This window comes from Gammaproteobacteria bacterium, from assembly GCA_016716465.1.
Classification (GTDB): domain Bacteria; phylum Pseudomonadota; class Gammaproteobacteria; order SZUA-140; family SZUA-140; genus JADJWH01.
In genome coordinates this window covers 122501-136821 of sequence record JADJWH010000007.1, presented here as the reverse complement: position 1 = coordinate 136821, position 14321 = coordinate 122501, and the positions used below count along the sequence as shown (strand labels likewise).

The 14321-nt window shown below is 62.8% G+C and carries 10 protein-coding genes and 2 rRNA genes (1 of these 12 cut by a window edge); 3 read left to right on the top strand and 9 right to left on the bottom strand.

All coding sequences use genetic code 11. The annotated features are described in order from the left end of the window. Position 1: 1 nt before the first annotated feature. The 6 genes from IPM20_13885 to IPM20_13860 all read right to left on the bottom strand — a co-directional run bounded on the left by IPM20_13885 (position 2) and on the right by IPM20_13860 (position 8022). Positions 2-1066 (bottom strand): fructose-bisphosphate aldolase class II, encoded by a 1065-nt coding sequence (locus IPM20_13885; GenBank protein MBK9132702.1) that lies wholly within the window; start codon positions 1064-1066, stop codon positions 2-4. Between the two features lie 98 nt (positions 1067-1164). Next, positions 1165-2613, bottom strand: coding sequence for a pyruvate kinase (gene pyk, locus IPM20_13880; GenBank protein MBK9132701.1), 1449 nt, complete (start codon positions 2611-2613; stop codon positions 1165-1167). 28 nt (positions 2614-2641) lie between these two features. Continuing rightward, on the bottom strand, positions 2642-3829 hold the full coding sequence (locus IPM20_13875; protein ID MBK9132700.1) for a phosphoglycerate kinase: 1188 nt from the start codon (positions 3827-3829) through the stop codon (positions 2642-2644). Positions 3830-3956: 127 nt separating this feature from the next. Further along, positions 3957-4961 carry a type I glyceraldehyde-3-phosphate dehydrogenase gene (gene gap, locus IPM20_13870; GenBank protein ID MBK9132699.1) on the bottom strand — a complete coding sequence of 335 codons (1005 nt, stop codon included), beginning with the start codon at positions 4959-4961 and terminating at the stop codon, positions 3957-3959. Between the two features lie 34 nt (positions 4962-4995). Beyond that, positions 4996-6990, bottom strand: a complete 1995-nt coding sequence (gene tkt, locus IPM20_13865) for a transketolase (GenBank protein MBK9132698.1) — start codon at positions 6988-6990, stop codon at positions 4996-4998. Between the two features lie 474 nt (positions 6991-7464). Then, complete coding sequence (locus IPM20_13860) at positions 7465-8022, bottom strand: thioredoxin family protein (protein ID MBK9132697.1); 558 nt, start codon at positions 8020-8022, stop codon at positions 7465-7467. Between the two features lie 367 nt (positions 8023-8389). On the opposite strand from IPM20_13860, the gene IPM20_13855 reads away from it, so the two are divergent. The 3 genes from IPM20_13855 (at position 8390) to metF (ending at position 11987) form a co-directional block, all read left to right on the top strand. Then, positions 8390-9574 carry a methionine adenosyltransferase gene (locus IPM20_13855; protein MBK9132696.1) on the top strand — a complete coding sequence of 395 codons (1185 nt, stop codon included), beginning with the start codon at positions 8390-8392 and terminating at the stop codon, positions 9572-9574. Positions 9575-9615: 41 nt separating this feature from the next. Continuing rightward, positions 9616-11034 carry an adenosylhomocysteinase gene (locus IPM20_13850; protein MBK9132695.1) on the top strand — a complete coding sequence of 473 codons (1419 nt, stop codon included), beginning with the start codon at positions 9616-9618 and terminating at the stop codon, positions 11032-11034. Between the two features lie 74 nt (positions 11035-11108). Further along, positions 11109-11987 carry a methylenetetrahydrofolate reductase [NAD(P)H] gene (metF, locus tag IPM20_13845; GenBank protein ID MBK9132694.1) on the top strand — a complete coding sequence of 293 codons (879 nt, stop codon included), beginning with the start codon at positions 11109-11111 and terminating at the stop codon, positions 11985-11987. Here metF and IPM20_13840 read toward each other — a convergent pair. From IPM20_13840 to IPM20_13830, 3 genes are all read right to left on the bottom strand, one after another. After that, positions 11984-12655: an SDR family oxidoreductase gene (locus IPM20_13840; protein MBK9132693.1), complete on the bottom strand. Its 672-nt coding sequence runs from the start codon at positions 12653-12655 to the stop codon at positions 11984-11986. The two genes, metF and IPM20_13840, sit on opposite strands and share 4 nt — an antisense overlap. 144 nt (positions 12656-12799) lie before the next feature. Further along, positions 12800-12915 (bottom strand): 5S ribosomal RNA (rrf, locus tag IPM20_13835). A 124-nt stretch (positions 12916-13039) separates the two neighbouring features. After that, positions 13040-14321 (bottom strand): 23S ribosomal RNA (locus IPM20_13830) (it continues 1607 nt past the right edge of the window).

Below are 14321 nucleotides of genomic sequence, written 5' to 3'. Positions count from 1 at the left end.
ATCAAGTCACCTTCGGCTCCAACTCGCCCTTGTCGTAGCGCTTGACCATGGCCTCCAGCGAGACCGGTTTGATCTTGGAGGCGTTGCCAGCGGTGCCGAAGGCCTCGTAGCGGGCCTTGCAGATCTCTTTCATGGCCTTGATGGTCGCGGCGAAGAACTTGCGCGGATCGAATTCCTTGGGATTGTCCGCCATGGTCTTGCGCATCGCGCCGGTGGAGGCCATGCGCAGGTCGGTGTCGATGTTGACCTTGCGCACGCCGTGCTTGATGCCTTCCACGATCTCCTCGACCGGCACGCCATAGGTCTCGCCCATGTCACCGCCGTAGCTGTTGATGATCTTCAGCCATTCCTGCGGGACGGAACTCGAGCCGTGCATCACCAGGTGCGTGTTCGGGATGCGCGCATGGATCTCCTTGACGCGTTCGATGGCGAGGATGTCGCCGGTCGGCGGACGGGTGAACTTGTAGGCGCCGTGGCTGGTGCCGATGGCGATGGCCAGGGCGTCGACCTTGGTCTTCTTGACGAAATCGGCCGCTTCCTCGGGGTCGGTCAGCAGCTGGCTGTGGTCGAGATGACCCTCGGCGCCGATGCCGTCCTCTTCGCCGGCCATGCCGGTCTCCAGCGACCCGAGGCAACCCAGTTCACCTTCCACGGACACGCCGCAGGCATGGGCCATTTCGACCGTCCTGCGCGTCACGTCCACGTTGTACTCATACGAGGCCGGGCTCTTGCCGTCCTCCTTCAGGGAGCCGTCCATCATCACCGAGGAGAATCCCAGCTGGATCGACCGCTGGCACACCGCCGGGCTGACGCCGTGGTCCTGATGCATGACGACCGGGATGTCCGGCCATTCCTCGATGGCGGCCAGGATCAGATGGCGCAGGAACGGCGAACCGGCGTATTTGCGCGCGCCAGCGGAGGCCTGCACGATCACCGGGCTGTCGGTCTCGGCCGCGGCCTCCATGATGGCGCGCATCTGCTCCAGATTGTTGACGTTGAACGCCGGAACTCCGTAATTGTGTTCCGCGGCGTGGTCCAGTAACTGACGAAGTGATATCAAGGCCATAGCGTTTCTCCTTACCAGTAAACCCGTCGTGTCTGTCTATTCTAAATTCTTTCCCGGAAAAATCATCGGCTAAACCGCGGCCGGGATAGCCGCGGCAATCAGTAATCCCCTACCCGGATGATCTTCATGGTATTGGTCGCGCCATGCATGCCCATCTGGTCACCCTTGGTAATGATCATCAGATCCCCCGCCTGCACGGTGCCGCGCTTCACCAGTTCGTCGATCACCTCGCGGTTGACCTCGATATGCTGCTGCGAGGCCGAGTCGAACGCCACGGGATAGACCCCGCGGAACAGGCTGACCTTGCGCCGGGTGGCCTCGTGCTTGGTCAGGGCGTAGATCGGGATGCCGGAGCTGATGCGCGACATCCACTGCACGGTCGAGCCGGATTCGGTCAGGGCCGCGATCGCCCGCACGCGCAGATGGTTGGCGGTATACATCGAGGCCATCGCGATCGCCTCGTCGATATGCTGGAACTCGGAGTCCACCCGGTGGCGCGACAGCACGGCGACCTTCTGGCTTTCGGCGCCGCGGCAGATGCGGTCCATGGCCTCGATCACCTTCACGGGATACCGCCCCGTGGCGGTCTCCTCGGAGAGCATTACGGCATCGGTGCCATCCAGCACCGCATTGGCCACGTCGAACACCTCGGCGCGGGTCGGAATCGAACTGTCCACCATGGAACGCATCATCTGCGTCGCGGTGATGACGACGCGATTCATGCTGCGAGAAAGCTGGATCAGGTGCTTCTGCACGCCAGGCAGCTCGGCGTCGCCGATCTCCACGCCGAGGTCACCGCGCGCGATCATCACCACGTCGGTGGCCGCGATGATGTCCTCGATGCCGGCCAGGGATTCGGCCCGCTCCACCTTCGCCACGATGGCGCCGTGACCGCCCGCCGCGCGCAGCAGTTCGCGCGCCTCGTTGATGTCGGCCGCGTTGCGCGGGAAGGATACCGCGACGTAATCGGCCGCGATGGCGGCGGCGACCTTGATATCGGCGCGATCCTTGTCGGTGATCGCCGCGGCCGACAGGCCGCCGCCGAGACGGTTGATGCCCTTGTTATTGGACAGCTCGCCGCCCACCAGCACCCGGCAGATGATCTCGCCGCCGGAGATCTCCGTCACCTCCAGCACGATCTTGCCGTCGTCGAGCAGCAGATTGTCGCCCTTCACGACGTCGTTGGGCAGCTCCTTGTAGGTGATGCCGACACGATCCTTGTTACCCCCATTGGCGGGCCAGCCCGCGTCGAGAACGAAGCGCTCACCCTCTTCAAGGAACACCTTGCCCTCGGCAAAGCGGTCGGTGCGGATCTTGGGTCCCTGCAGGTCGGCCAGCACCGCGACCTCGCGCCCGGCGTTGCGCGCCGCCTGGCGCACCGCCTCGACGCGGCGGACGTGATCGGCGGCCTCGCCATGGGAGAAATTCACCCGCACGACGTCCATGCCGGCACGCACCATGCGATCCAGAACCCCGGGGCTGTCGGTGGCCGGCCCGAGGGTGGCGACGATCTTCGTGCGCCGTAAACGATGTCTTTCTTGCGTCATAGCAGGATGATACAACTCCCTATATTGTCTAGCCGCGCCCGCGGGCACGCTCTTCCAGGATGGCGACGGCCGGCAGCGTCTTGCCCTCGAGATATTCGAGGAAGGCGCCTCCCGCCGTCGAGATATAGGACACCTTGTCGTAGATGTCGTACTTCTGTATCGCCGCGATGGTGTCGCCGCCGCCGGCGAGGGTGAAGGCCGAGGTGGCGGCGATCGCCTCGGCGATCTTCTTGGTGCCGGCGCCGAACTGATCGAACTCGAACACGCCCACGGGGCCGTTCCAGACCACGGTGCCCGCCTTCATGATGATGTCGACGAGCTGCTGCGCGCTCTTCGGTCCGATGTCGAAGATCATGTCGTCGTCGGCCGTCGCCGAGGCGTCCTTCAGCACCGCGGGCTCGTTGGCGTCGAACTTCTTGCCGACGACCACATCGACCGCGATCGGGATCGAGGCGCCGCGTTGCCGCATCTTCTCCATCAAGCCCTTGGCGGTCGGAATCAGGTCGATCTCGGCCAGCGACTTGCCGATCTTCTTGCCGGCCGCGGCAAGAAAGGTATTCGCGATGCCGCCGCCGACCACCATCTGGTCGACCTTCTCGGACAGCGACTCGAGCACGGTAAGCTTGGTCGACACCTTCGAACCGCCGACGATCGCGACCATCGGGCGTTTCGGATTGGCGAGCGCCTTCTCCAGCGCCACCAGCTCCGCGGTCAGCAACAGCCCGGCGCAGGCGACGGGCGCGAACTTCGCCACGCCGTGGGTCGAGGCCTCGGCGCGATGGGCGGTGCCGAAGGCGTCCATCACGAAGACGTCGCACAGCGCCGCGTACTTTTTCGCGGTCTCGTCCACGTTCTTCTTCTCGCCCTTGTTGATGCGGCAGTTCTCCAGCACCACCAGTTCGCCGGCGGCGACGTCGAAACCGCCGTCGACCCAGTCCTTGATCAGGCGCACCGGCTTGCCGAGGCGCGCGCCGATGTTGTCGGCGACCGGCTTCAGCGAGTTTTCCTCGGACCACTCGCCTTCGGTCGGGCGACCGAGGTGAGATGTCACCATGACCTTCGCGCCCTGCTTCAGGCAATGATTGATCGTGGCCATGGAGGCGGTGATGCGCGCATCCGAGGTCACCTCGCCGTCCTTCACCGGCACGTTGAGGTCAGCGCGGATCAGCACACGCTTGCCCTTGAGGTCGAGATCGTTCAGCTTGATGACAGACATTTCTTTCTCCGCTAAAAAGATTTAGATCAAGACGGTGCTTCAGCTAAATCTTCTTTGCTGCCGGATTGGCGCGGGGCCGCGGAAACAGAAGGGGGCGGATCGATCCCGCCCCCTTTCATTCTCTCGCTTACTTGGCCACGTGCTGCACGAAGCGCAGCATGTTGCAGGTATAGCCGTACTCGTTGTCGTACCAGGACACGACCTTGACGAAGGTTGGATCGAGGGCGATGCCGGCCTCGGCGTCGAAGATCGAGGGCATGGAGCAGCCGCGGAAGTCGGTCGACACCACCTTCTCGTCCGTATAGCCGAGGACGCCCTTGAGCGGACCCTCGGAGGCCTTCTTCATCGCCGCGCAGATCTGCTCGTAGCTGGCGTCCTTGGCGAGTTCCACGGTCAGGTCGACCACGGAGACGTCAGAGGTCGGCACGCGGAACGCCATGCCGGTCAGCTTCTTGTTCAGCTCGGGGATCACCTTGCCGACGGCCTTGGCGGCGCCAGTGGACGACGGGATGATGTTCTCGAGGATACCGCGGCCGCCGCGCCAGTCCTTGGCCGAAGGACCGTCGACGGTCTTCTGGGTCGCGGTGGCGGCATGCACGGTGCTCATCAGGCCGCGTTTGATGCCGAAGTTGTCGTTCAGCACCTTGGCGATCGGCGCCAGGCAGTTGGTGGTGCAGGAGGCGGCGGAGACGATGGTCTCGCCCGCGTATTTGGCGTGGTTGACGCCGTAGACGAACATCGGGGTGTCATCCTTCGAAGGCGCCGACTGCACGACCTTTTTGGCGCCGGCGACGAGATGCTTCTCGCAGGTTTCCTTGGTGAGGAACAGCCCGGTGGACTCGACCACCACAGTGGCGCCGACCTCGCCCCACTTCAGGTTGGCGGGATCCCGCTCGGCGGTCAGGCGGATCTTCTTGCCGTTGACGATCAGGGTGTTGTTGTCCACCTTGATGTCACCGCTGAAACGACCGTGCACCGAATCGTACTGCAGCATGTAGGCCAGGTAGCTGGGCTCGAGCAGGTCGTTGATGCCGACGATCTCGATGTCCTTGAACTCGGCTTCCTTGACCGCCGCGCGGAACACCATGCGGCCGATGCGCCCGAATCCGTTGATGCCGATTTTGATTGCCATTGTTTCTCTCCTCGCAAGGCTGAATTGAAATCTGTCAGAGCACGGCCTCGACGACCTTGACTACGTTTTCCACGGTGAAGCCGAACTCCTTGAACAGCGCGCCGGCGGGCGCCGATTCGCCGAAGCGGTCGAGCCCGACCACGGCGCCGTCCAGTCCAACGTACTTGCGCCAGTAATCGGTGACGCCGGCCTCGATGGCCACGCGCTTGCGGCAGGCGATGGGAAGCACGGACTCGCGATAGGCCTTGTCCTGCCTGTCGAACACATCGGTGGACGGTATCGACACCACGCGCACGCGGCGCCCCTTGCCGCTGAGCTGCTCGGCGGCCTTCATGGCCAGGTCGACTTCCGAGCCGGTGGCGATCAGGATGACTTCCGGCGCACCCTGGCTGTCGCGCAGCACGTAGCCGCCGCGGGCGATGTTCGCCAACTGGGCGGCGTCGCGCGCCTGGTGCGGAAGATTCTGGCGCGAGAAGATCAGGCTGGTCGGACCCTTGCTGTTTTCCACCGCGGCCTTCCAGGCCACCGCGGTCTCGACCGTATCGCACGGGCGCCACACGCTCATATTGGGGATCAGGCGCAGCGTGGCGGTCTGTTCCACCGGCTGATGGGTGGGGCCGTCCTCGCCGAGACCGATGGAGTCATGGGTGTAGACGAAGATCGAACGCTGCTTCATCAATGCGGCCATGCGCAGGGCGTTGCGCGCGTACTCGGAGAACATCAGGAACGTGCCGCCGAAGGGAATGAAGCCGCCATGCAGGGCGACGCCGTTCATGATCGCGGACATACCGAACTCGCGCACCCCGTAGGAGATGTAATTGCCATCGGCCACGGTGTTGGTGATGGCCTTGCATTCCGGCCAGTTGGTCAGGTTGGAACCGGTCAGGTCAGCGGATCCGCCGAGGAACTCGGGCAACACCTTGGCCAGCGCGGTGATCGCCATCTGCGAGGCCTTGCGCGTGGCCGGGCTCTCGCCCTTCTCGGCGCAGGCCTTGATATAGCCCTGCACGTGCTGTTCCCAGTTCGCGGGCAGCGTGCCGTTGACGCGGCGCTCGAACTCGGCGGCCAGGGCGGGGTGGGCGGCCTTGTAGGCCTTGAATTTCTCGCCCCAGGCCTGCTCGGCGATACCGCCCTTCTTCTTCGCATCCCAGCCGGCGTAGATCTCGCCCGGGATCTCGAACGGGGCGGACTTCCAGCCCAGGTTCTCGCGCGTCGCCTTGATCTCTTCATCGCCCAGCGGGGCGCCGTGGCAGTCGTGGCTGCCGCACAGGTTCGGGGCGCCGTAGCCGATCACCGTCTTGCAGCAGATCAGCGAGGGCTTGTTGTTGACCGACTTCGCCTCGTGGACCGCCTTCTCGATCGCGGCGGCGTCATGGCCGTCGACAGCGCGCACCACGTGCCAGCCGTAGGCCTCGAAACGCTTGGCGACGTCCTCGCTGAACCAGTTCTCGACATGGCCGTCGATGGAGATGCCGTTGTCGTCCCAGAACGCGATCAGCTTGCCGAGACCGAGGGTTCCGGCCAGCGAACAGGCCTCGTGCGAGATGCCTTCCATCAGGCAGCCGTCGCCCATGAACACCCAGGTGTAGTGGTCGACGATGTGGTGGCCGGGCTGGTTGAACTGCGCCGCGAGCGTGCGCTCGGCCAGCGCCATGCCGACCGCGTTGGTGATGCCCTGCCCGAGCGGTCCGGTGGTGGTCTCGATGCCGGGCGCGTAGCCGTATTCGGGATGCCCCGGGGTCTTGGAGTGCAACTGACGGAAGTTCTTCAGGTCTTCCATCGACAGGGCATAGCCGCTCAGGTGCAGCAGCGAATAGATCAGCATCGAGCCATGGCCGTTGGACAGCACGAAACGGTCGCGGTCACACCAGTTCGGATTGGACGGATTGTGCTTCAGGAAGCTGTTCCACAGGACCTCGGCGATATCCGCCATGCCCATGGGCGCGCCCGGATGCCCTGATTTGGCCTTCTGCACGGCATCCATGCTGAGGGCACGGATCGCGTTCGCTAATTCTCTGCGGGATGGCATTTCTGTCTCCTAAAAATTTAGCTGTTTCAAAACCTGTTCCGAGTACGCGGCCGGCGCGCGGGGCGTCGGCGATCGGCCTTCCAAATGGACAGCCCGGCCGCTCGGGGGCGCATCGCCCCGCAAGACCGGACTGATCCAAAACCAGAAAATTCGCTGGGACCCTGCACTGGCGGCGTGGGCTGAGGACCTTGCCGGTGCCACCGTCACTGGCCGCCATGCCCGTGCATGGTTGGGTAACACCTGTTTCAGACCCGCCGGACCGGCCGTACACCCCTCGCACCGGTCCGCAACCATCCCTCCGCGCGCCCACGCCCGCCCTCGGGCCGGGCTGATAATTTTTATGTGCCGACTATAGCAAGAACCGTGTATTTTCGCCCAGGTTTATGATTCCAGCAACAAAGATCTGCAGCCCGCCTGGAGGGCCGGTTCATCACCGGGTGTCAACATCCCGGCAATGAGGCCTGCGGGCGGGCGCTATTCCCCGCCCCGCCATTTGATCGAACACCCCATGCTGGGAACCTGCTCGCGCGGACCTCGGCCGGTCTGCGCGACCTGCTTCATGGCCTCGAACAGGTCACGCCGGGCGTCCGGTACGGCTTCCTTGCGGCTGGCATCCAGCCGGCCACGATATTGCAACTCGAGCGCCGCGTTGTAGCCGAAGAAATCGGGGGTGCACACGGCCCCGTAGGCGCGGGCGACGTCCTGGGTCTCGTCCCAGAGATACGGGAAGGGAAAGCCGAATTCCGCGGCGACCCGCCGCATATTGTCGAAACTGTCCTCGGGATAGTCCGCGGGGTCGTTCGCCATGATGGCGACACTGCCGATGCCGTAATCCGCAAGCTCGCGGGTATCGCGCACAATGCGCTCGCGCACGGACTGGACGTAGGGACAGTGATTGCAGATGAACATCACCAGCAGACCCTTGGGGCCGCGGCAATCCTCCAGGGTCCATCGCTTACCGTCCACCCCGGGCAGGGAAAACGGCGGCGGTGCGCGCCCGAAATCGCATACCGGTGTTTCCAGACGAACCATGATCTCCTCCCGCTCCGAATTGGCCGCGGCCGTGCCATTCCCGCCGTGCCTAGCCGTGTTGCAAATCGAGCGGTCATTATAGCGGGTCCGGGCGGATCCGGAGGCTGGCTTCCGGGGAAGGGAGGTCCCAGGGCATTTCGACAGAGAATTCATGGGGAATACTGCAGGCTGACGCCCGCGTGCCGCTAGCCATCAGACAGCAAGACCGCTAATATATCGCGAAAATCAATTCCATCGTTATGCACAATATTTAGGCACTTCCTACCCAGCGGACGGCGGGAACTCGATATTGTCCTGGCCGCGCCCGACCAGCCGTCATAACGAGGTCTTTCAATTCAGCGTCTTACATTACGAAGAAGAGGAGCCCATGTCCAAATCCTATCTGTTCACTTCCGAATCCGTCTCCGAAGGTCATCCCGACAAGGTCGCCGACCAGATCTCGGACGCGATTCTGGACGCGATCTTCGCGCAGGACCCGCTCTCACGCGTGGCTGCCGAGACCCTGGTCAATACGGGCCTGGTGGTACTGGCCGGCGAGATCACCACCAACGCGTACGTCGACTACATCCAGGTCGCTCGCGATACCATCAGGGACATCGGCTACGACAACACCGAATACGGCATGGACTACAAGGGCTGCGCCGTGCTGGTGGCCTACGACAAGCAGAGCAACGACATCGCCCAGGGCGTGGACCAGGCGAGCGATGACTACCTGAACATGGGTGCCGGCGACCAAGGCCTGATGTTCGGCTACGCCTGCGACGAGACCCCCGATCTGATGCCGGCGCCGATCTACTACGCCCACCGGCTGGTCGAGCGCCAGGCCCAGCTGCGCAAGAACGGCAAGCTGCCCTTCCTGCGCCCGGACGCCAAGAGCCAGGTGACGATGCGCTACGTCGACGGCCAACCGCATTCGATCGACACCGTGGTGCTGTCGACCCAGCACAGCCCCGACCAGAGCGAATCGTCCAAGAAGATGAAGTCCTCGTTCGTCGAGGCGGTGATCGAGGAGATCATCAAACCCGTGCTGCCCAAGGAGTGGCTCAAGGATACCAAGTACCTGATCAACCCGACCGGCCGTTTCGTCATCGGCGGCCCGCACGGCGACTGCGGCCTGACCGGGCGCAAGATCATCGTCGATACCTACGGCGGGGCCTGCCCCCACGGCGGCGGCGCCTTCAGCGGCAAGGACCCGAGCAAGGTCGATCGCTCGGCCGCCTACGCGGCGCGTTACGTCGCCAAGAACGTGGTCGCCGCCGGCCTGGCAAAGCAGTGCCAGATCCAGGTCGCCTACGCGATCGGCGTGGCGCGGCCGATGAATATCACGGTCGATACCCACGGCACCGGCACCATTCCCGACGACAGGATCGCCGCCCTGGTGGCTGAACATTTCGACCTGCGTCCCAAGGGCATCATCGCGATGCTGAACCTGTTGCGCCCGGTCTACAACCAGACTGCCGCCTACGGTCACTTTGGCCGCAGCGGCGACGGTTTCTCCTGGGAAAACACCGACAAGGCTGCCGCGCTGCGCGCCGCCGCCGGCCGCGGCTGAGTCGCGCCCAACCACCCATCAACCAGTTAGGGGAACGGATAATGAGCACACCCGCCGCAAAGAACGTGGCCACCGATTACAAGGTCGCCGACATGGGACTCGCCGAATGGGGCCGCAAGGAGATCGCGATCGCCGAGACCGAGATGCCCGGCCTGATGGCGATCCGCAACAAGTACCGCAAGGAGCAGCCGCTCAAGGGCGCCCGCATCGCCGGCAGCCTGCACATGACGATCCAGACCGCCGTGCTGATCGAGACGCTGGCGGATCTCGGCGCCGAAATCCGCTGGGCCTCGTGCAATATTTTCTCCACCCAGGACCATGCCGCCGCCGCGATCGCAGCGCGTGGGATCCCGGTCTTTGCCTACAAGGGCGAGAGCCTGGAGGAATACTGGGAATTCACCCACCGTATCATGATGTGGCACGACGGCGGCACGCCGAACATGATCCTCGACGACGGCGGCGATGCCACCCTGCTCGCGATCCTGGGTTCCAAGGCCGAGAAGGATGCCGGCGTACTGAACAACCCCAGCAGCGAGGAAGAGCGCGTGCTGTTCGCCTCCATCCGCGCGCAGCTGGCCAAGACGCCCGGCTTCTACAGCCGCATCAAGGGCAACATCCGCGGCGTCACCGAGGAGACCACCACCGGCGTGCACCGCCTCTACCAGATGGAGAAACGCGGCGACCTGCCGTTCCCGGCCATCAACGTCAACGACTCGGTCACCAAGTCCAAGTTCGACAACCTGTACGGCTGCCGCGAGTCGCTGGTCGACGGCATCAAGCGCGCCACCGACGTCATGATCGCCGGCAAGATCTGCGTGGTGCTCGGCTACGGCGACGTCGGCAAGGGCTGCGCGCAGTCGCTGCGCGGGCTCGGGGCGACCGTGTGGGTCACCGAGATCGACCCGATCTGCGCCCTGCAGGCGGCGATGGAAGGCTATCGCGTCGTGACCATGGACGAGGCCGCCTCACAGGCGGACATCTTCGTCACCGCCACCGGCAACTTCCAGGTCATCACCCACGACCATATGAAGGCGATGAAGGACCAGGCCATTGTGTGCAACATCGGCCACTTCGACAACGAGATCGACGTCGCCGGAATCAAAAAGTACACCTGGGAAAACATCAAACCGCAGGTCGACCACATCATCTTCCCCGATGGCAAGCGCATCATCCTGCTCGCCGAGGGCCGTCTGGTGAACCTCGGCTGCGCGACCGGCCATCCGAGCTTCGTCATGTCAAACTCCTTCTCCAACCAGGTACTGGCGCAGATCGAGCTGTGGCGCAATGCCAAGGATTACCAGAAAAAGGTCTACGTGCTGCCGAAGAAGCTGGACGAGGAAGTGGCCCGCCTGCATCTGCAAAAGATCGGCGCCAAGCTCACCCGCCTGTCGGACGAGCAGGCCAGGTACATCAGCGTCTCCGCTGACGGCCCGTACAAACCCGAGCACTACCGGTATTAAGCCACCATGGGGACAGATTTTAACTCTGTCCCCACAACTCCTTTTCATTCTTCTGCGCACGGCTCGCATACAAGATGAAATCCCAACGCCAATACCCCAAGGCCTACAGCTTTGAATTCTTTCCCGCCAAAACGGCCGAGGGCGAGGAGAAGCTGCGCACGGTCAGCCAGAAACTGGCGGAGCTCAATCCCTGCTTCTTCTCGGTGACATTCGGCGCCGGCGGATCGACCCGGGACCGCACGCGCGAGACGGTAGTGCAAATCAAGCAGATCACCGGCGTCGACGTGGCGCCACACCTGTCCTGCATCGGCTCCAGCCGCGACAATATCCGCGAGATCCTGCAGAGTTATATCGACAACGGCATCCGCCACCTGGTCGCGCTGCGCGGCGACATGCCCTCCGGCATGCGCGAGGCGGGCGAGTTCCGTTACGCCAACGAGCTGGTGGAGTTCATCCGCGCCGAAACCGGCAGCCACTTCTTCATCGAGGTCGCGGCCTATCCGGAGGTGCACCCGCAGGCCTCCTCGGCGCGCGCCGACCTGCTGAACTTCAAGCGCAAGGTGCAGGCCGGGGCTGATTCCGCGCTGACACAGTACTTCTACAACGCCGAGGCCTATTTCCGCTTCGTCGACGCCTGTGAGGCGGAGGGACTGGATCTGCCCATCGTGCCCGGGATCATGCCGATCACGAACTACACCCAGCTGGCGCGCTTCTCCGACGCCTGTGGCGCTGAGATCCCGCGCTGGATCCGTAAGCGACTGGAGGATTTCGGCGAGGACATGGCCTCGCTGCGCGCCTTCGGCCTCGAGGTCACCACCGACCTGTGCCGCAAACTGCTGGACGGCGGTGCGCCGGGCCTGCATTTCTACACGATGAATCAGTCGCAGGCGACGCTGGCGGTGTGGAACAACCTCGGGCTGCCGAGCGACAAGACCGAGCGCGCCTCACCTTAAAACGGCACTTCCTTCCCGTCGAAGGCGATGAATGCGCCGGGCGGATATTTATCGATGCGCTCGATTACCCCGGCCATGCCGCGCACAGAGTCCTCGACGTCGATCAGGCCGGAGTGGCCGGTCATGTCGGTGCGCACCCAGCCCGGATGCAGGGTGATGACGCGCACGCCACGGGGCGCCAGATCGATCGCCATGGATTTCGACACGATAACCAGTGCCGCCTTGGCCGCGCGGTAGGCATAGCAAGCGCCGCTGCTGTTATCTCCCGAAGAACCCATCTTGGAACTCAGATTGGCGACGATTCCGCGCGCCTGGACCAGGCGCGGCAGCAGATATCGCACGACGCGCAGCGGGCCGACACAGTCGATATCGAAGACTTCCTGCATCACCTTGGGCGTGACGTTTTCCAGCGCCTGGCCGTTGTCCTTCGGTCCGTAGATTCCGGCATTGTTGATCAGCAGATCGATGCGCTCGGGGAGCATGCCGCCGGTGCGCGGGGCCTCTTCGCGCGTGTCCCAGGCCACCCGGTGCAAGCGCGCGTTATCGAGGGCATCGAGACCGCCCCGGTCATCGCGGTAACAGGCCCACACCTCATCGCCACGGGCGAGATAACGATTGGTGAAGCCGAGCCCCAATCCACGGTTGGCGCCGGTGATGAAGACGTTCATGAGGCCAAGCAATACTCCATTTCAGGAGCCATGACAAGCCGAACCAGACGGCGGAGGCCGGGAGCTATGTGCGGTGGGGGATAGCGCAATATAGCGGAAAAGAAAAACCCCCGCCGACGTCAGTCGACGGGGGTCTGGATAAGAACCTGGCAGTGTCCTACTTTCGCATGGAGGGACCCCACACTATCATCGGCGCTGAACAGTTTCACTTCCGAGTTCGAAATGGGATCGGGTGGGTCCTGTTCGCTATGGCCGCCAGGAAGACGGTATCGAAAACCCGGGACGGTCGAACCCGTCCCCGGATTTCCAAAATTCAGAAAGTTGTCATCGGCGAGGATGTCGCTTGTCGCGCCTTACCGACCATACAAACCGTTTGGGTGTTATATGGTCAAGCCTCACGGGCAATTAGTACTGGTTAGCTGCACGCGTTACCGCGCTTCCACACCCAGCCTATCAACGTCCTAGTCTCGGACGGCCCTTTAGGGATATCAAGTATCCAGTGAGACCTCATCTTGGGAGGGGCTTCCCGCTTAGATGCTTTCAGCGGTTATCCCGTCCGCACATAGCTACCCGGCAGTGCCACTGGCGTGACAACCGGAACACCAGGGGTGCGTCCACTCCGGTCCTCTCGTACTAGGAGCAGCTTCCCTCAAGTCTCAAACGCCCACGGCAGATAGGGACCGAACTGTCTCACGACGTTCTAAACCCAGCTCGCGTACCACTTTAAATGGCGAACAGCCATACCCTTGGGACCTGCTACAGCCCCAGGATGTGATGAGCCGACATCGAGGTGCCAAACACCCCCGTCGATATGAACTCTTGGGGGGTATCAGCCTGTTATCCCCGGAGTACCTTTTATCCGTTGAGCGATGGCCCTACCACTAAGAACCACCGGATCACTAAGACCTGCTTTCGCACCTGCTCGACCTGTCCGTCTCGCAGTTAAGCACCCTTATGCCTTTGCACGCACTGCGCGATTTCCGACCGCGCTGAGGGTACCATCGTGCTCCTCCGTTACTCTTTGGGAGGAGACCGCCCCAGTCAAACTACCCACCATACACTGTCTCCGATCCGGATCACGGATCTAGGTTAGAACTCCGAACAAACCAGGGTGGTATTTCAAGGTTGGCTCCACCGGAACTGGCGTCCCGGTTTCGTAGCCTCCCACCTATCCTACACAAGCTTATTCAAAGTCCAGTGTAAAGTTGTAGTAAAGGTTCACGGGGTCTTTCCGTCTTGCCGCGGGTACACTGCATCTTCACAGCTATTTCAATTTCGCCGAGTCTCGGGTGGAGACAGTGCCGCCATCGTTATGCCATTCGTGCAGGTCGGAACTTACCCGACAAGGAATTTCGCTACCTTAGGACCGTTATAGTTACGGCCGCCGTTTACCGGGGCTTCGATCAAGAGCTTCGCCTTGCGGCTGACCCCATCAATTAACCTTCCGGCACCGGGCAGGCATCACACCCTATACGTCCACTTTCGTGTTTGCAGAGTGCTGTGTTTTTAGTAAACAGTCGCAGCGGCCTGATTTCTGCAACCTCCTTCCGCTCCATGAGCAAGTCACTTCACGTACCAGAGGCACACCTTCTCCCGAAGTTACGGTGTTATTTTGCCTAGTTCCTTCACCCGAGTTCTCTCAAGCGCCTTAGGATTCTCTCCTCAC

Bases quoted from the DNA above. Each gene is read 5' to 3' on its own strand.
- IPM20_13885 (MBK9132702.1), bottom strand. From the start codon at position 1,066: ATGGCCTTGATATCACTTCGTCAGTTACTGGACCACGCCGCGGAACAC.
- pyk (MBK9132701.1), bottom strand. From the start codon at position 2,613: ATGACGCAAGAAAGACATCGTTTACGGCGCACGAAGATCGTCGCCACC.
- IPM20_13875 (MBK9132700.1), bottom strand. From the start codon at position 3,829: ATGTCTGTCATCAAGCTGAACGATCTCGACCTCAAGGGCAAGCGTGTG.
- gap (MBK9132699.1), bottom strand. From the start codon at position 4,961: ATGGCAATCAAAATCGGCATCAACGGATTCGGGCGCATCGGCCGCATG.
- tkt (MBK9132698.1), bottom strand. From the start codon at position 6,990: ATGCCATCCCGCAGAGAATTAGCGAACGCGATCCGTGCCCTCAGCATG.
- IPM20_13860 (MBK9132697.1), bottom strand. From the start codon at position 8,022: ATGGTTCGTCTGGAAACACCGGTATGCGATTTCGGGCGCGCACCGCCG.
- IPM20_13855 (MBK9132696.1), top strand. From the start codon at position 8,390: ATGTCCAAATCCTATCTGTTCACTTCCGAATCCGTCTCCGAAGGTCAT.
- IPM20_13850 (MBK9132695.1), top strand. From the start codon at position 9,616: ATGAGCACACCCGCCGCAAAGAACGTGGCCACCGATTACAAGGTCGCC.
- metF (MBK9132694.1), top strand. From the start codon at position 11,109: ATGAAATCCCAACGCCAATACCCCAAGGCCTACAGCTTTGAATTCTTT.
- IPM20_13840 (MBK9132693.1), bottom strand. From the start codon at position 12,655: ATGAACGTCTTCATCACCGGCGCCAACCGTGGATTGGGGCTCGGCTTC.